Below are 19,762 nucleotides of genomic sequence, written 5' to 3' on the forward strand. Positions count from 1 at the left end.
GAAGGCAAACCATGAAGATTGATCATTGGTTGAGCATACAAGGCGTTTTTTTGGTGATATGCTCTAAGTAGGCCCTCTGGAGGTGTATTCCGATGCAGGAGACAAAATCGACTCTGTCCATTATTACCTACAATATCCATAAAGGATTTGGTGTGGGCCGTCTGCGCTTTTTGTTACCCGAAATGCGGGACGCTTTGGCGGAGCTTAATCCGGATTTTGTTTTTCTTCAGGAAGTTCAAGGCTTGCATCGGCGCCGGGAAAAACGCATTAATGAATGGCCGGAGGCACCCCAGTTTGAATACATGGCCGAGAAAATCTGGCCCCACTACCTCTATGCAAAAAATGCGGTTTATCAGTCCGGTCATCATGGCAATGCCATCATCAGTAAATACCCCTTTACGGCTTTTGAAAACATCAATCTGTCCACAATGAACCGCGCCTCGCGCAGCATCCTGCACGGACAAATCCAGCTTGAAGGCGCACCGTTGAAGACGGTGCATTTGCTCTGTGTGCATCTTGGCTTATTTAAAGCCGAGCGGGCATCGCAATGCGAAGCCTTGATGCAACGGATTGCGGATGTCATTCCAGAAAATGAACCCTTGCTGATGGCGGGGGATTTCAATGACTGGCGCCGGCATCTATCCAAACCGCTGGCCGAGGAACTAGGCATCCATGAAGCCTTTTATCGTACTGAAGGGCGGCATGCCCGTTCATTTCCGGCGATTAAGCCCGCTTTGTGCATCGACAGAATTTATTTTCGTGGTATGGAAGTGATGGAAGTGCAGTGTTTGCAGGGGAAGCCCTGGCGCATGCTCTCCGATCATGTGCCCTTGTTTGCCCGATTTGAGATTATTTAAAGCGAAGTAGTCAAGAAGTCGGGCCAAAAGGCCCGACAAATCCTTATTCCATATCCGGGCGGTATTCACCGAAACAGGCGGCGCTGTTTAAGCGGGCGCGTTTCAGCAGGGCTGCCTGGGCTGCTTCGACATTTTCTGCCTTGCCGCCCCAGATTTTAAGGCAATCTTCCTGCAGCGCACGGCCGTAAGAAAAACTCAGCGTCCAGGGTTGGTAACCGGTGCTGTTAATGGCATTTAAATTAACCGTGGCCTGTTGCGGTGTCTGGCCGCCAGAAAGGAAATTGATGGTTGGAACAGCCGCGGGAACGTTGCTGCGGAATACATTGATGGTGTAATCGGCGACTTCTTCCGGCGAACTGAAGGGAACTGCTTCTTTTCCAGAGGTGACCATGCTGGGCTTTAATACGATTTGCTCCAGATCAACCTGATGAACAAACAGCGAATGGAACAGTTCATGCAGCACCATTTCATAGGCTTCAGCACAGTGGTCGATGTCGTGGTTGCCATCCATTAACAATTCCGGCTCAACAATTGGCACAATGCCTACCGACTGGCAAACGGCCGCATAACGGGCCAACACTTCAGCGCCGGCTTTAATCGCAGTCAGGCTGGGTGTGTATTCGCTGATGGAGTACACATTGCGCCATTTGGCAAATTTTGCACCCAGTTCTTTGTAATAGACCAGGCGGTCTTTCAGGCCGTCTAAACCCTGAGTAATTTTTTCATTGTCAGTATTGGCTAAATCAACCAGGCCTTTGTCCACTTTAATGCCGGGCATAATGCCGTTGTTGGCAAACAGTTGGGCAATGGGGGTGCCATGCTCGTCTTTATGCTGGAAGGTTTCCTCAAAAAGGATAACGCCATTGATGTATTGCTCAAGGCCTGCGGTATTGGCCAGTAACAGGCGGTAATCACGGCGGTTGTCTTCGGTGTTTTCAACGCCGATACTTTCAAAGCGTTTGCCTATGGTGCCATTGCTTTCATCAGCGGCTAAAATACCTTTTCCATCCTGAAGAAGGTGGTCCATGATGGCGGATAATTCATCGTAAAACATTGTAGCCTCTCCTCGTCATTAAAACGGTTTTATTTTATTGTCATTGCTGCTTTTATGCGAGCAGCGTGGATTACTCTGATCGTGATTTTAGCGGGAAATGTATTTCTCACGAATAATTTGTTGCATGGCGAATCCTCTTTCCTTGAGGTCATTGAAGGCGTCATCGATCATGCCGGGATTCCCGCACAGATACACCAGATCCTCCTCAGGGTTGAGATTTAACTCAGGGAAAGCAAGCTGTACATAGCCTTTATGTTCGTGGGGCAGGAGGTTTTCCTGGTTTTCCCGGCTTAAATGAGCCCTGAATGTCACCTGGGGAAATTCCTGGGCGAGCATGAGGAACTCGTCAGTATACAAAAGATCTTCCCGCCGCTGTACTCCCTGCAGAATGACGACTTTTAATTCAGGCAGTTTACGCAGGCGGTTCTTTAACTCGTCAATCATCGCCCGGTAAGGGGTAATCCCGGTACTGGTGGCTGCCAGAATGAGCCGTTTGGGAGTATCCTCTTTGAGGATAAGGCGGCCAAAGGGGCCGTTGATATTAATCGTATCACCGGGGGCTAAGTTAAAGAGAAGCTGTGTGCCTGGACCGCCTTCGACATAACCGGCGGCAAATTCGATACGGTTGTTTTGCGTGGGAACATTGGCGATACTGTAACTTCGCTTCAGCATTTTTCCTTCATGCTCAAAGTGTATGGTTATAAATTGTCCAGCTAGATAATCAAATGCGGGGGACAGGTTGGCGCGGAAAATAAAATGCTTTACATTGGGGGAAATCATAAACGCTTCTTCCAATGTAACCGGAAAGGTATTCGCTTGCATGGTGTTCAACAGTTCGATAAGAAAGACACTAATATAGGGGAAAAATTACGCATTGCAAGTGTCCCTTAATTATTTAGGTATATAATTAACCTATGGATCAGAATGATTTAATCGTAATGATCGGCAATGTCAGCCGTTCACTTTTTCCAGTCCAGCATTTAATATCCGGGTTGGCGTACCTTATCGGCCTCACTTTTTTTTTCGTGGCCATTGCCAAACTTCGCCGCATCGGCGATGCGCGCGCCAGTGGCGGCAGTCATGAAAAAATGTTTATTCCCCTGGCTTATTTTTTAGGCGGCGCGGCGTTGCTGTTTTTGCCCTCAGCGGTCCAGACCTTATCCAACACCACGTTTGGCATGGGCGGGAGCTTCAGTTATGCCAACTACAATCCTTATGACATCACCAGCTCCATGACGGTCGTCATCCAGACGGCCGGACTCATCTGGTTCGTTCGCGGCTGTACCCTGTTAGTCAGTGCCAGTGAACCCGGTGTTCAGCATGGGCCCAAGGGTCTGGCTTTTCTGTTTGCGGGCATTCTGGCGATGAATTTCCAGATGACGCTGGCCACAGCCAACACCTTGCTTGAAAAAATGATTAATGTCACTTTGAGCTTTAAAGCGTCGCAGGGCTATTAGCGGTCGGTTTCTTCTTCATTGCAGATTTTAAGGTTATTCTCTCGGGCAAATTCCAAAATGGCATGATAAATCTGGGGACTGGTCTCTTTGAGTTTAGGATCAAGAAGCACGCATTTATAGCCTTCGGTATTGACACTGGGCTGCAGCAGCGGGGAATACTGAATGCGGCTGTTTTTGAAGCTGGCCATCGCACCGCTCATGCGTTCCGCCCAGTCGCTGGGTCTGAAAGGCTTCCCCTGGTCGGTTATTCCTTCGATAACGATTTTTTTATCGGTGGATTTGTCAGTCATGTCTCAGGCAATTAAAGAACAGTATGCCTAGTATAGCATCATCAATTACAAACAACGAAGCCATAGCTCTAAGGCCTTGTATTATGCTAGCATGGTAGGGTTTTTATTTGCTGAGAGTTCGCGTTGTGAAGCAGAAAGAAAGTCATTCTGGCATTTATTTGTTGCCCAATTTATTTACTACCGCAAGCCTGTTTGCCGCCTTTTATTCCATCGTTGCGTCTTTAAAAGCACACTATGAGCCGGCCGTCATTGCTATCTTTATCGGTATGCTGGCGGATGGCCTGGATGGCCGCATTGCCCGACTGACCAATACTCAAAGCGAATTTGGCGCGCAATACGACAGTTTGTCGGACATGGTTACGTTTGGCGTGGCCCCGTCGCTGCTGCTTTACAGTTTCAGCCTGCATGCCCTGGGGAAAATAGGCTGGCTGGTGGCGTTTCTTTATACCGCGGCTGTGGCCTTGCGCTTAGCCCGTTTTAATACCCAGGTTGGGGTTGCTGACAAGCGTTATTTCCAGGGTTTAGCCTGCCCGCCGGCCGCTGCCATTGTGTCTTCGTTGACATGGTTTTGCTATCAGAATCAATTACACAATCTGTTCATTGCCATTGTCACGGCATTGATTGCTGTGTCCACAGCGGTGCTGATGGTGAGTAATATTCGTTATTACAGCTTTAAAGAGGTGGATTTTAAAGGCAAGGTTCCTTTTCTTTACCTGTTATTAATGATCATTTTATTTGTCGCCATTGCGGCTAATCCGTCAGTGGTATTATTTACCGGGTTTGTCCTGTATGCCTTGTCAGGACCGCTGAAAACCTTAGTCACCCTTTACCGCATTCGCCAGCGCGGAGATTAGGATTATTCCGGTTCGCCAAAACGGTTATTAATCAATTCCACCAGAGCCTGCTCCATGTGCTCTTCGTCGGGGCCTTCCATTTGAAGGGTAAGCTCCGTGCCTTTACTGGCGGCAAGCATCATGACACCCATAATGCTTTTGCCGTTGATGGTTTGTGAACCTTTGGTTACGTCAATGTGACTCTGAAATTTCGATGCAGTCGACACGAATTTTGCAGAGGCTCTGGCGTGAAGGCCCAACTTATTGATGATAGTCACGGTCGTTTTAATCATAGCGCCATCAATGTAACATGCACGGGGGTTTGTCTCAATGCCGCAGCGCATAATCTTTAAAATTAACTTCCGGCGTGCAATTGCTTCAGAACCTGGATCAGTTCATCCGACGAGGATGCGCTGCGGCATTGGTCGCGAAATGCCTCGGAGCTGACCTGTTTGACGATGGCTGCAAGCACTTTCAAATGCTTCTCTGGGTGTTGTTCGGGTCCGAGGAGGCCAATCACCAGATCCACTGGCTGTTTGTCTTCGGCGCCGAAATCCACAGGCCGTTGCAGGCGGATAAAGCAGGCGGCAGGAGCGTCGATGAAAGAGGATCGAACATGGGGAATCAAAAGACCATGGCCCAGGGTGGTGCTGCCCAGACTCTCTCGATGCCAATAGGCTTCAAATAAATCCTTGGCATTCAATTGAGGGAAATCGTCGCTGAATAGCTGGCTGATTTTAGCCAATACCGCTGTTTTACTGTGTGAACAGGTATCGATTAGGACACGGTGTTCATTAAGCAATTGAAAAAGCTGCATAAATGCTGATTGTGGGTAAAAGTTGCACTATTTTACCCCTTTTGGGCCATGGTTGACAATGCAGCCGTTGAATTAGACCGGCTGAGTAATGATAAACATCGAGAAAAGGATGGCGGAACAAGCCATGCACCTGGCATGGCTTGCAGTCAGAGTTACTCGCGGTGATCGCGGATTCTTTCTTTGTGATCAATTAATTGTCTGTCGAGCTTATCGACCAATTCATCGATGGCAGTATACATGTCTTCGGATTCTGCCCGGGCATGCAGCTTGCCTTTGGCAATCAGAACAGAGGCCTCAGCAATTTGACGGAGTTTTTCTACATCAAAAATCACATTGATGGCGGTGATTTTATCGAAATGACGCTCCAGTTTATCAAATTTATCCTGCGTAAAAGCCCTCAAGGCAGGCGTCACTTCAACATGGTGGCCAGTGAAGTTGATTTGCATAACATTCTCCTTCAATTGATTAACACTTAACTACGAATGGTTTTGCGCTCGTTTGAGGGAGCAATACCCATAGCCTCCCGGTATTTTGCCACAGTACGGCGTGCCACGTGAATGCCCTGCTCGCCTATTAGTTGGGCAATTTTACTGTCGCTCAATGGTTTTTTACGGTTTTCTGCCGCAATGAGTTTTTTAATGACGGCGCGAATGGCGGTGGACGAGCATTCACCCCCATTGGCCGTGGCCACATGGCTTGAAAAGAAATATTTTAATTCAAAAACACCGCGGGGTGTGTGCATGAATTTTTGGGTGGTGACCCTTGAAATCGTTGATTCGTGCATGTCCAGTGCCTGAGCCACATCATTTAAAATGAGCGGTTTCATGGCTTCATCGCCATGTTCAAGAAAATCCTGCTGGTATTTGACGATGCAACTGGCAACTTTCAGCAGTGTTTCCTGACGGCTTTGCACGCTTTTTAAGAACCAGCGGGCTTCCTGGAGATTGTTTTTCAAAAACTGGTTGTCGGCGCTGTTGTCCGCACGCTGAATTAATGCAGCATAATGGTTGTTGATGCTTAAGCGGGGCAGGGTGTTGTTATTTAAAAAGGCCTGCCAGACACCGTCGATTTTCTTGACGGTGATATCGGGAATAATGTATTCGGTTGTGGCCTGATTAATGAGACTGCCGGGTTTGGGATTCAAGCCTTGGATAATCTGCAGGACCTTATCCAGGGTTGATTCATTCACCTGATAATTCTTCATCAATTGTCGATAATTATGCTGGCCCAATAATTCAATGTCATTGCGCAGAATGCGCTTGGCTAAAGCCACCTCCGCGTCTTCTTCCAATTGCTGAAGCTGAACCAGCAGCGTCTCCGCCAGGCTATTGGCTGCACAGCCGACTGGATCGAATTGTTGAATACGGTGTTTGACCGCAATGACTTCCTCAATTTCGATAGGGCAATGCTCACTGTTAAGGCTGGCATGAAGTTCATCAACCGGTACGGTCAGGAAACCATCATCATCGACTGCGTCAATGATGGCTGTGGCAATAACCCTGTCCACATCACTCATGGGGGTTAAGTCAAGCTGCCAGCGCAGGTGATCCTGCAGGTTGGTTGTGGTGCAGTACAAATTGTCATAATTAAAATCAGGTTCGTCGAAGCTCGCTCGTTTATTGGTGTTTGAATAAAGCTGCGACCATTGAAAATCCATGAATTCATCCTGGGATTTGCTTTGTTCAGGACTCGGTTCTTCTTTTTCCTCATGGGGCGTGGCTTCAAGCATGGGGTTAGATTCTACGATTTGCTGGATTTCCTGTTGCAAGTCAACGGTAGACAATTGAAGCAAACGGATTGCCTGCTGAAGCTGGGGCGTAAGGGTTAATTGTTGCGAAATACTGAGCTGCAACGATGGTTTCATGCAAATCCTCTTTGTAACATCGCTTTTAGTATAAGTTTAACTGATTCAGAAGGATTATCCAGTAGGGCAATAGAGTAAATTGCGGCTGCTTTGGCGCAAGGCATTGATTAATGCTTTCTTTTTAAAGGAAGTGGCCTTAAGTTGTACACATCTTGTTATTTTTTATTCTGTCTTTAAATAAAAAAAACCAAATAAAACATATAAAACGTTAGTTAAAATAATACGGTTTTTGCTTTGACATTTTTTAATTTTTTCCTTAAAAATAAATAGGAGTGTTTATTTAATTTATTTATAAAAATCGACATTCAATTCTAACTATAAAAAAGGAGATTGTTATGGCTGGAACAAGTGAAGGCGGAAAAAAGGCAGCTGAAACAAGAGGTCACGAAAGCTTGAGTGAGGCGGGTCGTAAAGGCGGTCAAGCCGCTGATCATAAAAAAGCAGCTGAAACAAGAGGCCATGAAAGCCTGAGCGAAGCGGGGAGAAAAGGAGGGAAAAACTCCCGCAGAAATGATGACAAATAGATTAAAATTTGCGGGGTTTTAAAGCAAAAACCCCGCTTTTTTATACTCATTTTTTACGTTTATCTTCGGTATGGATACAAGGAGGTCGCCATGTCAACCAATTCAAAAAACAACGTCCATGGATTATCCCCCAGGAGTCTGGATGCGATAAAGCCTGAAATTGAAGATCCGCCGGCTTCGGAAGAATACCCGGATCATAGGCCAAACGATAAAAAACCAAGAAAACCGCAACAACCCGATCCTGGTACACTCCCCGACAGGGATCCCTGGCATTCCCCCGAAACAGAGCCTTCCAGGCATCGTATTCAAGAGCCTGATTTATAATTCATTTTAGCGACGAAAGCATGCATCTCGCCTGCATTCTTGTTATCCTTTCTGATTTGTCAGTTCAGGATAGTACTCATGTTAAAACAGGAATTGGACACGCCATGTCTCGTTATTGAAAAAAGCACGCTGCTTCATAATCTTGAGGAAATGCAGCAACATGCTCTACGGCACGCCATCCATGTACGCCCTCATGTTAAAACGCATAAGTGTTCTCGTCTGGCTAAATTGCAGGTCGAGTATGGTGCCATTGGCTTGAGTGTGGCGAAAGTTTCAGAGGCAGAAGTTCTGGTGAATCAGGGACTTAAGAATATTTTAATTACCTCGCCTGTCGTTACCGCAGGTAAAATAGCGCGCCTGGCGGCTTGCCTGCAAAAAAACCCGGATATTCTGGTGGTGGTTGACAATGAACAGAATCTGGCTGATTTAAATGCAGCAGGCGAGGGGATTAACACCCCAATCAATGTGCTGGTGGATGTCGATTCAGGGCTTGGCCGAACGGGTGTAAGGCCGGATTACGCCGTTAATTTTGCATTGAAACTCAGCCAATACCCCTGGCTCAATCTGATGGGTATTCAATGCTACGCGGGGCATTTGCAGCACATTTCATCCTACGAGGAGCGTAAAACCAAATCCCTGCAGGTGATGCAAAAGGCCAGCGATATTCGAAAGGCATTCAGAAGCCAGGATTTACCCTGCCGCATTTTAACGGGCTCAGGCACAGGAACCTATGATATCGATGTGGAGGCCACAGAAATTACCGAAATTCAGCCTGGTTCCTATGTTGTGATGGATGTTGAATACAGCCTGATTGAGTCACAGGGTAATGCGCTGCCCCCTGTTTTTCAACCGGCAATGACCTTGTTGACAACCGTGATCAGTTCCAACCGCCAGGAGCACGTCACCGTCGACGCGGGCACCAAAGCCATTTACACGAATGCGTACCACAAACCTAAAATAATAAGCCATGAAGGATTGGAGTACGATTGGGGAGGGTTTGGCGATGAGCAGGGGAAAATTACTGCACTTGGCAGCACGCCATTGCCTGTGAATGGCGAGGTACTCGAACTGGTTATACCGCATTGTGATCCAACCATCAATCTGTTTGATCAATTTTACCTTGTTGACAATGGCCGCGTCGTGGACGTGTGGGACATCGATTTAAGGGGTAAGTCGCAGTAAGGTTTCGGGGCGCGTTTCTTCCGCCCCGGCTTAAGGCTTGAGTCATTGAAGCTGAAGCAGCGGGTAACCAACAGGTTCAGCGACAGACGGTGAATTGGAAGCGGGCAGAGAAGGTAAAAATTCCTTCTCCAGAGTCTCGAGGCTGGCGTTCATTTCACGCAATTGCGCATTCTTGCAAAACCGGGTATTGACGGTCATGTCCTCCATGGCACAGGAAGCCAGCAGGCCGCTGAGAAAGAAGACGCCTATTCCCAAAGCCAGGGCGCCAAAGGGTCCTAAGGCCAGCCCTGAAAATCCCAACAGGATGGCAATACCGTAACTTATCCCCACGAGGGAAACTGTAGCCGACACGGCATCGGCCGCAATGTCGATTCGAGCAAAAAAAGTGTAAGCCTTTTTAGTCCCTTCCATGCACTGTTTCAATTGTTCCAGGTGTTGGGATAAGATCGAAAGGGTGGTGACACAAGGGTTTTGCAAGACAGTTTCCGTGGCAGTGAGGATTCTTGTCAAATGAGGCTCGGTCTCGCCGCCTTCATAAAAGTAATGCAGCTCCTCGACAGCAGCAAGAAGAATCCAGCCTGCCTGAACAGCGCGCAATTTTTTCATGCGCTCATGGTTATTGGCATGATTGCTTGTCAAAAGTTGGTTGTATTGGAGCTGAAGTGTGGATTTTAAAGCCTGTGCACTGTGAAGGTATGCCTCCATTGCAAATCTCCTGTTCCTTAATCCCTGGATTTACAGCGCAAAAAAAAAGGCCTCACAGAGGCCAGTTCTTTATTTCACTTTGGTTTCTTTATAGAGGGCGTACTTACGCAATACGGGATCGTATTTCCGTAACTCCAATTTTTCAGGATGATTACGAGGATTTTTGGTCGTGGTGTAGTAATGACTGCTCTCAGTCGATTTTAATTTAATTTTGATGGTCACAGCGGCCATGATTTAATCCTCTTACACTTTCTCGCCTTTGGCGCGTAATTTGTCCAGAACGGCACGGATACCCAGCTTGTCAATAATACGGATACCTTTGGTGCTTACCTTTAATGTAACGAAACGGTTTTCGCCTTCAACCCAGAAGCGGTGTTCCTGAATGTTGGGCAGAAAGCGTCTTTTGGTTTTATTGTTAGCATGCGACACATTGTTGCCCGTGGTCGGCCGCTTGCCAGTGACCTGACATACTCTAGACATGTTGTTACTCCAAAATTTCGGTGCAGCAGAATTAACAGGGGTAAGCCATTAATTCCTGGCATTCATTTAAAATTACCGGGTGCGAAATACAAGAGCGGTTTTATACCAAAAAATGAAGCTTCTTGCAAGATTTCTATTAATTTCAGCCAAAATTAAACGGACATTTTAATGATCGATCGCAAATTGGCAAGTTACAGGTATAATCACCGCCATTGTTATTGATGCGGCTATATAAATGAAAAGAACCATCAAAAGTTTCGTTCTTCGGGCAGGACGCACCAGCAACCGTCAACAACAGGGGCTTGAACAATGGCTGCCTGCCTACGAATTACCTTTTGACGGCGGAATGTGGGATTGGCAGACCCTCTTCAACCGCGAGGCTGAGACGGTGGTTGAAATTGGTTTTGGCATGGGGGCTTCTCTGCTGACCATGGCGCTTCGCCATCCGGAAATTAATTTTGTAGGCATTGAAGTGCATCGCGCAGGTCTCGGCAGCCTTGCAGCGGATTTGCATGAGCAGGGGTTAACTAATGTCCGTCTGGTGGCTCTGGATGCCGTCGAAATCTTTAAAACACGGATCGCGGACGCCTCCCTGGCTGGAATCCAGGTATTCTTTCCTGATCCCTGGCCTAAAAAAAGACATCACAAACGCCGTCTGATTCAGCCGGAGTTAGTCAGCCTGTTAGCCGGCAAGCTGAAAAAAGGCGGTTTTCTGCATTGCGCCACCGACTGGCAGGATTATGCTGACCACATGCTGGCGGTTCTTGATAACGAACCGGCACTGGCAAATCAGCAGGCAGAAGGAGGCTTTTCGCCGCGGCCTGAGACACGCCCGCTCACCAAGTTTGAACAGCGCGGACAACGCCTCGGCCATGGCGTCTGGGACTTAATCTATCTAAAAAAATAAGGAGAATACCATGAACAAGGGACTGTTAAAATCCGGCCTGCTTGGCCTGTTGCTGGTTTCAGGTTTGACTGCGCTTCATGCTGCCACCCCACTGCCTTTACTGGCAAAACTAACCAATACCCCCGCCGTGTCCGGCTACGAAAAACCCATCCGCGAACTGCTGAAGGCGCAATGGGGCACGGCCTTGCCCCAGCTTGAAATCGATGGCATGGGCAATCTCATTGGTCATACGGCCAGTCCATCGGCCCCCCGGCTGTTGTTAATGTCGCACATGGATGAAACCGGCTTCATGGTCGAGTCGATCACTGACGATGGTTTTGTAAAAATAGTCCCGGTAGGCGGCATTGCCACTGCCGTTATTTATGCCCAGCGCTGGCATATAGCAGGCGACAAACACCCCATTACCGGCTATTCGGGTATGGATTCTCCGCATCTTCTGGGGGATAAAAAAATGCTGGGCTCGCCGGACATGACTTTCCTGTTCCTGGATGTGGGGGCTGAAAATAAAGAAGATGCAATGAAGCGTCTGGGTATTCGTCCCGGTCTGGCGGTCACGCCAGTCAGTGAATTCACGGCGCTGAGCGATACCCGCTTTCTGGCCAAGGCCCTGGATGATCGCATCGGCCTTGCAGCCATCAGCGAAGTGCTTCAAACCGTCAAAAACAGCAAACCGGCCTACCAGTTGTTTGCCGCTGCTACCGTGCAGGAAGAGGTGGGCATGCGCGGCGCCTCAACCGTCTATCAGGCGACTAAACCGGATGTTGTGATTAATGTGGAGGTGGGTATTGCGGATGACTACCCTTCATTAATCGCCGAAAGAAAAAACACCATTTTTCTTGGCAAAGGCCCCTCGGTTTTTGTCTATGACCGCTCCATGATTCCCAACCAGGCGCTGGTCAACTGGGTGAGGGACATTGCTGCAAAAAACCATATTCCAGTGCAATTGGAAGTGGAAATGGGTTATGGAGAGGACGGTTCAAAATTACAGATGTCCGGAAAAGGGGTTCCGGCGATTAATATTGGTATTCCTGTCCGCTATGCTCATCAGCATGCCGGCGTGTTTGATAAACGCGATTACCACCAGGCTGTGCGTCTTTTAACCTTGCTGGTTGAAAATTTTAATCAGGATATTGCCAAGCAAATTAAAAATGGTTAACACTATGGCAGGAAGTTAGACTTTCTGCCCGCGGAGTTGCTATTGGCGCATTAAGGTCAGTAGCAAAGTCATGTGACAAGATTCTAAAGGGATTTAATCGTCCATCGGTGGATGAGGCCCATCCCTTTGGACGTTTATAAGGATGTGGTATGGATTTTTCAGCTTTAGACAATGCGCTGGCACAGGGTTTCGGCGCATTCACTCGATACATTGAAGAGCAGCTGGGCGAAGACGAGGCTCTTTTACAGAAGACATTCTGGCATCATGGAAAAATGGTTGATTTTCTGAGTTATGTCATCCAGCAGCATGATCGTGAAGACAATGATTTAACGGAACACGTGCAATTCCTCCTTCAACACGGGGCTAACACCACGTTGAACCAACCGGTTCACCTGGTTCTTAAAGAAAAAAAACTCGATTTGCTGCCAATTCTGCTCGAAGCTAAGAGCAAACTGCAAAAACAACCTAAGGTTTCGCAAAAGGAAAAAGAAATCGAGTTATTGATTGAGAAGGATGAACAGCCTGATTCGCATTTTATTAATGGTCGGGACAGAGACGGGCGAACCATTCTGTCAAGGGCGATTGAAACCGGCTCGATTGAGTGCGTTCGCCAGGTTCTGAAGTACAAACCCTTAATCGATCAGGCGGATAACATTCAGCTGGATGAAGCCACGGCGCGCGAAATGCAACCACTTCATCTCGCGGCTTTTCGGGATTTTGGCGAGGGCGTTAAGGAATTGCTTCGTGCGGGTGCCAGCGTGGACAATCCTTTTGGCAGCCGAAAAAGACCGACCCTTTCCATTGCTGCCCGGGAAGTCAACGTCAGTGCTCTGGAAGCGGTTCTTGAGGTAGCCAATAAGCCCGCGCAACTGAATTATGAAGACACGATGAGATTCAGGCCAATCGATTTATTATGCGATTCCCTGGCAAAAAATGAAAAAACACACGAAGCGATTCGTGGTATTGCCATGTTATTGTGCCGTGGGGCCGACATGCCGCGTACGGAAACATACTGCCAGTTGCTGCATACACACCGTCGCCAATTGCTGAATGACATTTTGGATTACGCCGGAAAAAATCCGGAACTGAAGCCGTCGATTCTGCGAACCATTCATAACAAGAATCATGCGCTGCATCGGGTTATTTACGATACCCATTCCCTGGGACGTTCGGTTAAAAATTTAACTGGCGGCTATGATGATTTGGCAGGGCAGGTCGAAAGCCTGGCTCAGGATATTCCTGAAAAAGGGGAACTTCAATTGCGGCCCGACGAGAAGCGGTTTGCTGAATTCGTCCAGCTCTATTTAAAGAACATTAAAGAGGCCACTTTTTTCAACCGCTGGAGCGGCATGTTGACCAAAATTTCCCAGGGTGAAGTGACGTCCTGGCAGCAATTGTGCGATTACGCATACGCCAATCCCAATAGCCGGACTGCCCTCATCATTAAACAGATGGACAGTGCGGTCAACCCGGTTCATGTAGACCACGATACTCTGGTGGTTTAGCCAGAAGCCCTGCATGCCATGCCGCCGCTTACCCGCGGCATGGTGCAATCGCTATAATTTTAAGACGCCTTCAGAACCAGCCGTTCACCACTGGTGAATTCATCCCATAAAGTAACTTAATCTTTTCATTCCCATTTCATTGCTTGCCTTCATAGTCTATAAACCCTAGAATTCTATTTTTATACAAGGCGGAGAGTAACCAATGGGGTGGAATGAGCCGGAAAAAGGCAAGGATCCATGGGGTGGAAAAGACCAGCCCCCTGACTTGGATGAGGCATTGAAGCGTTTTCAGGAACGCCTTAAAAAAGCATTGTTTGGCGGCTCGGGTCAGGAAGGGGGTGGTGCGGCGCCTAAACAGGGCAATGGCGGTCTTCTGGTTGGCATGGTCGCACTCATTCTGTTTATTCTCTGGGCCTTGTCAGGAATCTTTATTGTGGATCCGGCAGAACAGGCTGTGATTCTTCGCTTCGGTAAATACGTCGAAACCGTGGGGCCGGGGCCGCACTGGATACCGCGCATTATCTCCACAAAAATCGTCCACAACGTGGAAAGGATCTCGCACTATTCCTATTCCGCTCAGATGCTGACTAAGGATGAAAACCTGGTGTCCGTGTCATTGGTCGTGCAATACCGCATTGGCGACCTGGAGGATTATCTGTTTAATGTGGCTGACCCTCAGGAAAGCCTGCAGCAAACCACGTCAAGTGCACTGCGTCAGGTGGTGGGTAAGACAACCTTGAATCAGATCATTACGGAAGGGCGGGAAGCCTGGGGTACGGATGTTCAGGACGTTCTGGTTAAAACCCTGAAGAAATACAACACGGGCATTGTGATTGTCAACGTATCGCCTCAGCCTGCCCGTGCTCCGGAAAGCGTACAGGATGCGTTTGATGATGCCATTAAGGCGAGGGAGGACGAGAAACGCTTCCAGGGACAGGCCTTGGCTTATCAGGCACGTGTTGTACCCATTGCGGAAGGAAATGCCAAGCGAATTCTTGCAGAGGCAAAGGCCGATGCAGAACAGGCTGTATTGCGGGCCAAGGGCGAAGTCGCTGAATTTTTAGCACTGCTGCCGCAATATACCCAGGCACCGATTGTGACGTCGGAGCGCATGTATCTCGAAACCATGCAGCGTGTTTTAAGTCAAAGCACCAAAGTGATTGTGGACAGCAAAGCGGGCAATCTTTTGTACCTGCCTCTGGATAAACTGGGTACCAGTATTGGTTCTCAGCCCATCCCCATAAAAGGCAAATCCATGGCCGCCAATGCAGGCGACAGTGAGGAAGACAGCCTGGTTGCCGGCCGTCAGACCAAACGCCAGCTTTATCGCCAGGGGAGAAAAGGATAATGAATGCAATGAAAACGACGGTAGGAATTTTAGGCTTTTTTGTACTCATCCTGTTTCTCGCCAGTGTATTTACCATTACTCAGGGCGAGCACGGCCTGCTGCTGCGATTGGGGCGGTTAGTTGAGGAAGGGAAAAGCGGTCAGGTCAAAATATTGGGACCGGGGCTGCATGTGAAAACACCGTTTATCGAAAGTGTGCGGATTTTTGATACGCGTTTGCAGACGCTCGATATTAAATCGTCCCGGATTGTGACCAAAGAAAAGAAAGACGTTATTGTCGATTATTTTGTCAAATGGCGTATTGATAATCTGGCGCGCTATTACAAGGCCACCGGCGGCAACGAGTTCAAGGCGGAGACCCTGCTTGAACAACAGCTCAATACCTTTATCCGTGCGGAATTTGGCAAGCGTTTTATTGCCGATGTCGTTTCGGGCAGCCGCGATGATGTCATGGAAGTATTGCGCACCAAAGCTCAGCAACAGGCTTCCCAGTTAGGGGTCGTTGTGGTTGACGTGCGGATTAAAGGCATTGAACTGCCGCCCACCACCAGTAATTCGGTGTATCAGTCCATGCGGGCCGACATGCAGAAAATAGCCAATCGTCATCGTGCGGATGGTAATGCGGCAGCCGAGGCCATTAAAGCCAATGCGGATGCAGAGGTTACCGTACTGCTGGCTACAGCCCAAAGCGAGGGCCAGGAAATCCGGGCGAAAGGTCAGGCAGAGGCAGCTGCCATCTATGCGAAAGCATTTCAGCAAAACAGCGACTTTTTTGCCTTTTACCGCAGTTTGAAAGCCTATGAGAACAGTTTCAATACCAAACGCGATCTGCTGGTTCTTGATCAAAGCAGTGCTTTTTTCACTTACTTTAAACATCCCATGTTAAAAGGTAATGGAGAAATTAAGAAAAACTGATATAATGTTAAATTTTGCTGAAATCGGGTTAAGCATGCTTAACCCTTTTTTATTGGAGTCGGTGGTTGTGATCGTCAGTTTTCTCTCCGCATTGGCCTTGATGTTTGTGCTGGAAGGTATAATGCCATTTAGCTCCCCTGAGCGGTGGAAGCGGTTATTATGTAAAATTGTCGAGAAAGAGGATGTCGTGTTGCGTATTGCCGGGTTTATCAGCATGTTGGTGGGAGTCACGCTTCTCACTGTTGTTCATCAATTTGCAGAGTAAGAGTCTATTATGGGTAAGAATGTTGTAGTCGTAGGAACGCAATGGGGTGATGAAGGAAAAGGGAAGATCGTTGACCTGTTGACTCATGATGTGAATGTTGTCGTCCGCTACCAGGGCGGCCACAATGCGGGTCATACACTAAAAATTAAAGGTGAAAAAACGGTTTTGCGCCTCATTCCCTCAGGCATGCTGCGTCCGCATGTGCAATGTTACATTGGTAATGGTGTCGTGCTGGCACCTGATGCGTTGCTGACTGAGATTAGAGAACTGGAAGGCAAGGGCATTGATGTCAGAACGCGTCTGCACATCAGTCAGGCCTGTCCTCTGATTCTGCCTTGCCATATTGCTCTGGATAAAGCGCGTGAAATGCACAAGGGAAGCACGGCCATTGGTACGACAGGCCGCGGGATTGGTCCGGCTTACGAAGACAAGATAGCCCGCCGTGCCATTAAAGTCAGTGATTTGTTTCATCCGCAACGGTTTGAAGCCAAACTGAACGAATTGCTGCAATACCATAATTTTGTGTTGAAAAATTATTATAACCAGCCGGAAGTGGCGCTGCAGCCGTTGTTGGATGAGGCGGCGCGTTGGGCTCAAGAATTAAAAGACATGGTGTGTGATGTCACCACCTGTCTGCACGAGCACCGTGAGCAGGGTGACTCGATTTTGTTTGAAGGTGCGCAAGGGGTTTATCTCGATATTGACCACGGTACCTACCCTTTCGTGACCTCGTCCAATACCTGCGTGGGCAGCGTGGTCAATGGCGCGGGTTTCGGCCCCCGCTACCTGGATTATGTTCTGGGAATCACCAAAGCCTACACCACCCGTGTAGGGGGCGGGCCTTTTCCGACGGAACTGCATGACGATGTGGGCAAACAGTTGGCCTCGCGCGGCAATGAATTTGGTGCGGTTACCGGCCGTCCTCGCCGCTGCGGCTGGTTTGATGCGGTTTTGCTTCGCCGTTCCATCGAACTGAACAGCATCACCGGGTTATGCTTAACCAAGCTGGATGTGCTTGATGGCCTTGATGTCTTAAAGATTGCGGTGGCTTATCGTGATCGTGAAGGCAAGCTCTTGACTCGTCCCCCGCAGTCCGCCGATGATTTTGCGGGTTTAGAGCCCGTCTATGAAGAGTTCCCGGGCTGGCAGGAATCGACTGCGGACGCCACCTCCATTGAGCAATTACCGGCTAATGCCATTGCTTACATGAGACGTATTGAATCATTATTGGGTATACCCATTGCCATGTTGTCCACTGGACCGGAGCGTGATTCCACGATTATTTTTGAAGATCCCTTTTCTGCCTGACAGACGGAGGGTTGGGCTTCCCTTGGGTTGCCCAATCCTGCTTTTTTACTGATCATACCGCTTTTCAAATGCTGCCAGTTGCAACTCCAGTTGACGCTGCAATTGTGCCTTCTTGCTGCCTTGAATGAATTTCAGGCATGACGCGCTGTTTAAATCCTTGCATTGCGGCACGCTGACACCGGGCTGACTCTTGCTCCACAGGCTTTCTCCCGGTAGGAAACTGAAGGTCAGGGCATTGCGGTTAATCTGTTTAAGCGCGGGGTAATCCAGTTGATGGTGTAATACGGCTTCCACGTACTGCGCGGTTAAATCCGTACGTAAAATGCCTTCATCGTCAGTGGAGAGGACGACAGGCACCTGGTGTTTTAAGTAGTAATTAAGCGGGTGTTGTTTGCCGGCAATGGCAAGAATGGCTTTATTACTGATTAAATTAATTTCCACGGCCATGTTTTTTTCTTTTAAAAGGCGCATGATCTCTTCAGGATTGTCCTCATGGGCGATGTCGACGCCATGGCCGATACGGCTGGCATTGCCGACTAACATGGCGTCGCGAATGTGAAAACGGGTATCGGCCGGGACGACGTCTTGCGGCGCTAATTCGCCGGCATGGAGGGCAATGGGTACTTCGGGGTAGTTCTGATGCAGAAATTCAAAAATTTTCATCTGCTCACGGTAATCCCTTAACGACAAATAACCGTCTTCCGGTTGCACCAGATTAACAGCAACCAGTGATTTGGAACGCGATGCGGCCTCAAACCCATGCAGGGCCTGGGCAAATACTTTATCCAGGGTTTGTTCTCTTAACACATAATATTGAAACCGGACGGTTAAACCGCAAACCGGCTGTTTAAGCTTCTGCCCGCAGTTAAGAAAGGATTGCGCCTCGTTAAGCAGATGATCGGATTTGTTGACTGTTTTATTGATGGTGTCGATAAACCCCGGGTTACCCAGGAGCTTCTTTTTCATCGCCTCCATCCGGGTTAAGGTAAACGACGGATCGGCGAACGCGATGGAGGCCCCATTGTCGGGTAAAATCATGATCTCCATGTAGTGTTCATGCTGATCGGCTGCCCGCAACATCACTTCGCTCAATAATTCGGCATCGTGATTGGCCACGAGCGGAATAAATTTCATGAACGAGGCAAAAAAATGATCATGGCCGGATTCAGTGCCTGGAATAAAATCCTTCATCGACCAGGCACGCACCGTGTTGGCATAGATTTCTGGATGCTGTCTTAATTCCCTGGCAGGAATCCCCCGGCAGGCTTCCGTGGTTTTACTGATGGCAAAGGTCGTGGTATCAAGACAATACTCGTGTTTAGCGGCCACGGCCAGCATCGCTTCAGGGTAAGCGCCGCCAGCGAGGTGGTAATGCAACTCGCCGCCCTTGGGCATGGCTTTGAAAAAGGCATACAGGGCATTGGGATCATTTTTTATCGTATCAACATACTGATTGACATGAGCAAAACAGGCGGATTGATAAACCAGAAAAGACAGTAATACATGGCGTACAGAGAACATAACAGGTTAAAAAGGGCTAAAAAGGGCCATTATCTCATAGGAAAGGCAGGATAGCTATGTGCCTGTGATTGAGCCCCTCTTTCGTCAAATGCGCTCCATGGCAATTGAGCTGGAGGAGGGGCCGCAGGACTCATCGAACCGCTGGCACCTCAGGGTTTGCCTGTTCAGCTTCTTGAAGCTGGTTCAGGGAGAGTTGGTATTCGGGGGAGTAGGTATTAATTTCATCAATGACAGTCAGAAGCTGTTTAAGCAACTCATCGTATTTTCTCAACTGATTTTCAATCTCTGTTTTTTTCTCCGGGTTTTTTACTTTTTCTTTTTCCGAATTGGCAATGGCCTTCCTGATGAGGATAGATTGAGCAATGGCTTTTTCGCGCGTTGAGTTAACGTTTTTTATCAATGCGTCAAGCAAAAGCCGTTTTTCTGTAAGTGTTCCGTTCTCCATTGATGA

At 48.3% G+C, this 19,762-nt stretch carries 25 protein-coding genes; 13 read left to right on the forward strand and 12 right to left on the reverse strand.

All coding sequences use genetic code 11. The features are described 5' to 3' along the window. Positions 1 to 92 precede the first annotated feature (92 nt). Positions 93 to 857: an endonuclease/exonuclease/phosphatase family protein gene (locus Lrub_RS04225; RefSeq protein ID WP_058530950.1), complete on the forward strand. Its 765-nt coding sequence runs from the start codon at positions 93 to 95 to the stop codon at positions 855 to 857. Between the two features lie 43 nt (positions 858 to 900). Here Lrub_RS04225 and Lrub_RS04230 read toward each other — a convergent pair whose 3' ends face one another. Together Lrub_RS04230 and Lrub_RS04235 are read right to left on the reverse strand one after the other, a co-directional pair. Next, positions 901 to 1,911: a class I fructose-bisphosphate aldolase gene (locus Lrub_RS04230; protein WP_058530951.1), complete on the reverse strand. Its 1,011-nt coding sequence runs from the start codon at positions 1,909 to 1,911 to the stop codon at positions 901 to 903. A gap of 87 nt (positions 1,912 to 1,998) precedes the next feature. Then, positions 1,999 to 2,733 carry a ferredoxin--NADP reductase gene (locus Lrub_RS04235; protein WP_058530952.1) on the reverse strand — a complete coding sequence of 245 codons (735 nt, stop codon included), beginning with the start codon at positions 2,731 to 2,733 and terminating at the stop codon, positions 1,999 to 2,001. 92 nt (positions 2,734 to 2,825) lie between these two features. Here Lrub_RS04235 and Lrub_RS04240 point away from each other — a divergent pair, with 92 nt between their 5' ends. Then, entirely contained in the window at positions 2,826 to 3,368 is a 543-nt protein-coding gene (locus tag Lrub_RS04240) for a hypothetical protein (RefSeq protein ID WP_058530953.1), read from the forward strand. On the opposite strand, the gene Lrub_RS04245 is transcribed toward Lrub_RS04240, so the two are convergent. Next, positions 3,365 to 3,658 carry a DUF3579 domain-containing protein gene (locus tag Lrub_RS04245; RefSeq protein WP_058530954.1) on the reverse strand — a complete coding sequence of 98 codons (294 nt, stop codon included), beginning with the start codon at positions 3,656 to 3,658 and terminating at the stop codon, positions 3,365 to 3,367. The genes Lrub_RS04240 and Lrub_RS04245 overlap by 4 nt on opposite strands. A gap of 125 nt (positions 3,659 to 3,783) precedes the next feature. Here Lrub_RS04245 and pssA point away from each other — a divergent pair, with 125 nt between their 5' ends. Then, entirely contained in the window at positions 3,784 to 4,512 is a 729-nt protein-coding gene (pssA, locus tag Lrub_RS04250) for a CDP-diacylglycerol--serine O-phosphatidyltransferase (RefSeq protein WP_058530955.1), read from the forward strand. 2 nt (positions 4,513 to 4,514) lie between these two features. Here the strand turns inward: pssA and Lrub_RS04255 are convergent, their stop codons facing one another. The 4 genes from Lrub_RS04255 to Lrub_RS04270 form a co-directional block, all read right to left on the reverse strand. After that, positions 4,515 to 4,784 carry an HPr family phosphocarrier protein gene (locus Lrub_RS04255; protein WP_058531542.1) on the reverse strand — a complete coding sequence of 90 codons (270 nt, stop codon included), beginning with the start codon at positions 4,782 to 4,784 and terminating at the stop codon, positions 4,515 to 4,517. A gap of 62 nt (positions 4,785 to 4,846) precedes the next feature. After that, the gene (locus tag Lrub_RS04260; protein WP_058530956.1) at positions 4,847 to 5,308 is read right to left on the reverse strand and encodes a PTS sugar transporter subunit IIA; all 462 of its coding nucleotides are present in this window, start codon (positions 5,306 to 5,308) and stop codon (positions 4,847 to 4,849) included. A gap of 152 nt (positions 5,309 to 5,460) precedes the next feature. Continuing rightward, positions 5,461 to 5,754, reverse strand: a complete 294-nt coding sequence (gene hpf / locus Lrub_RS04265; RefSeq protein ID WP_058530957.1) for a ribosome hibernation-promoting factor, HPF/YfiA family — start codon at positions 5,752 to 5,754, stop codon at positions 5,461 to 5,463. Between the two features lie 26 nt (positions 5,755 to 5,780). Next, a complete protein-coding gene (locus Lrub_RS04270; RefSeq protein ID WP_058530958.1) occupies positions 5,781 to 7,172 on the reverse strand; it encodes an RNA polymerase factor sigma-54 in 1,392 nt (463 codons plus the stop codon). A 335-nt stretch (positions 7,173 to 7,507) separates the two neighbouring features. Here Lrub_RS04270 and Lrub_RS04275 point away from each other — a divergent pair, with 335 nt between their 5' ends. The 3 genes from Lrub_RS04275 to Lrub_RS04285 all read left to right on the forward strand — a co-directional run bounded on the left by Lrub_RS04275 (position 7,508) and on the right by Lrub_RS04285 (position 9,202). Then, entirely contained in the window at positions 7,508 to 7,696 is a 189-nt protein-coding gene (locus Lrub_RS04275; protein WP_058530959.1) for a hypothetical protein, read from the forward strand. 90 nt (positions 7,697 to 7,786) lie between these two features. Next, complete coding sequence (locus Lrub_RS04280) at positions 7,787 to 8,020, forward strand: hypothetical protein (RefSeq protein WP_058530960.1); 234 nt, start codon at positions 7,787 to 7,789, stop codon at positions 8,018 to 8,020. A 78-nt stretch (positions 8,021 to 8,098) separates the two neighbouring features. Next, entirely contained in the window at positions 8,099 to 9,202 is a 1,104-nt protein-coding gene (locus Lrub_RS04285) for a DSD1 family PLP-dependent enzyme (protein WP_058530961.1), read from the forward strand. A gap of 42 nt (positions 9,203 to 9,244) precedes the next feature. Here Lrub_RS04285 and Lrub_RS04290 read toward each other — a convergent pair whose 3' ends face one another. The 3 genes from Lrub_RS04290 to rpmB all read right to left on the reverse strand — a co-directional run bounded on the left by Lrub_RS04290 (position 9,245) and on the right by rpmB (position 10,387). Beyond that, positions 9,245 to 9,907 (reverse strand): hypothetical protein, encoded by a 663-nt coding sequence (locus Lrub_RS04290; RefSeq protein WP_058530962.1) that lies wholly within the window; start codon positions 9,905 to 9,907, stop codon positions 9,245 to 9,247. A 69-nt stretch (positions 9,908 to 9,976) separates the two neighbouring features. Further along, positions 9,977 to 10,138, reverse strand: coding sequence for a 50S ribosomal protein L33 (gene rpmG / locus Lrub_RS04295; protein WP_058530963.1), 162 nt, complete (start codon positions 10,136 to 10,138; stop codon positions 9,977 to 9,979). Positions 10,139 to 10,150: 12 nt separating this feature from the next. Then, the gene (gene rpmB / locus Lrub_RS04300) at positions 10,151 to 10,387 is read right to left on the reverse strand and encodes a 50S ribosomal protein L28 (protein ID WP_058530964.1); all 237 of its coding nucleotides are present in this window, start codon (positions 10,385 to 10,387) and stop codon (positions 10,151 to 10,153) included. Positions 10,388 to 10,622: 235 nt separating this feature from the next. Between rpmB and trmB the strand changes: the two genes are divergently transcribed. The 7 genes from trmB to Lrub_RS04335 all read left to right on the forward strand — a co-directional run bounded on the left by trmB (position 10,623) and on the right by Lrub_RS04335 (position 17,790). Beyond that, positions 10,623 to 11,294 (forward strand): tRNA (guanosine(46)-N7)-methyltransferase TrmB, encoded by a 672-nt coding sequence (trmB, locus tag Lrub_RS04305; protein WP_058530965.1) that lies wholly within the window; start codon positions 10,623 to 10,625, stop codon positions 11,292 to 11,294. A gap of 10 nt (positions 11,295 to 11,304) precedes the next feature. Then, on the forward strand, positions 11,305 to 12,450 hold the full coding sequence (locus Lrub_RS04310; protein ID WP_082651438.1) for a M42 family metallopeptidase: 1,146 nt from the start codon (positions 11,305 to 11,307) through the stop codon (positions 12,448 to 12,450). Positions 12,451 to 12,599: 149 nt separating this feature from the next. After that, positions 12,600 to 13,955, forward strand: a complete 1,356-nt coding sequence (locus Lrub_RS04315) for an ankyrin repeat domain-containing protein (RefSeq protein ID WP_058530966.1) — start codon at positions 12,600 to 12,602, stop codon at positions 13,953 to 13,955. 202 nt (positions 13,956 to 14,157) lie between these two features. Continuing rightward, positions 14,158 to 15,303, forward strand: coding sequence for an FtsH protease activity modulator HflK (gene hflK, locus Lrub_RS04320; RefSeq protein WP_058530967.1), 1,146 nt, complete (start codon positions 14,158 to 14,160; stop codon positions 15,301 to 15,303). Further along, positions 15,303 to 16,217, forward strand: a complete 915-nt coding sequence (hflC, locus tag Lrub_RS04325; RefSeq protein ID WP_133134002.1) for a protease modulator HflC — start codon at positions 15,303 to 15,305, stop codon at positions 16,215 to 16,217. The genes hflK and hflC overlap by 1 nt, the downstream gene beginning before the upstream one ends. Before the next feature lie 34 nt (positions 16,218 to 16,251). Beyond that, the gene (locus tag Lrub_RS04330; protein WP_065235725.1) at positions 16,252 to 16,482 is read left to right on the forward strand and encodes a DUF2065 domain-containing protein; all 231 of its coding nucleotides are present in this window, start codon (positions 16,252 to 16,254) and stop codon (positions 16,480 to 16,482) included. Positions 16,483 to 16,491: 9 nt separating this feature from the next. Beyond that, positions 16,492 to 17,790, forward strand: coding sequence for an adenylosuccinate synthase (locus Lrub_RS04335; RefSeq protein ID WP_058530968.1), 1,299 nt, complete (start codon positions 16,492 to 16,494; stop codon positions 17,788 to 17,790). Between the two features lie 45 nt (positions 17,791 to 17,835). Here Lrub_RS04335 and Lrub_RS04340 read toward each other — a convergent pair whose 3' ends face one another. Continuing rightward, positions 17,836 to 19,311: an adenosine deaminase family protein gene (locus Lrub_RS04340; RefSeq protein WP_058530969.1), complete on the reverse strand. Its 1,476-nt coding sequence runs from the start codon at positions 19,309 to 19,311 to the stop codon at positions 17,836 to 17,838. A gap of 130 nt (positions 19,312 to 19,441) precedes the next feature. After that, positions 19,442 to 19,756, reverse strand: a complete 315-nt coding sequence (locus tag Lrub_RS04345; RefSeq protein ID WP_058530970.1) for a hypothetical protein — start codon at positions 19,754 to 19,756, stop codon at positions 19,442 to 19,444. Positions 19,757 to 19,762: the final 6 nt, after the last annotated feature.

The organism is Legionella rubrilucens, from assembly GCF_001468125.1.
Lineage (GTDB): Bacteria > Pseudomonadota > Gammaproteobacteria > Legionellales > Legionellaceae > Legionella_C > Legionella_C rubrilucens.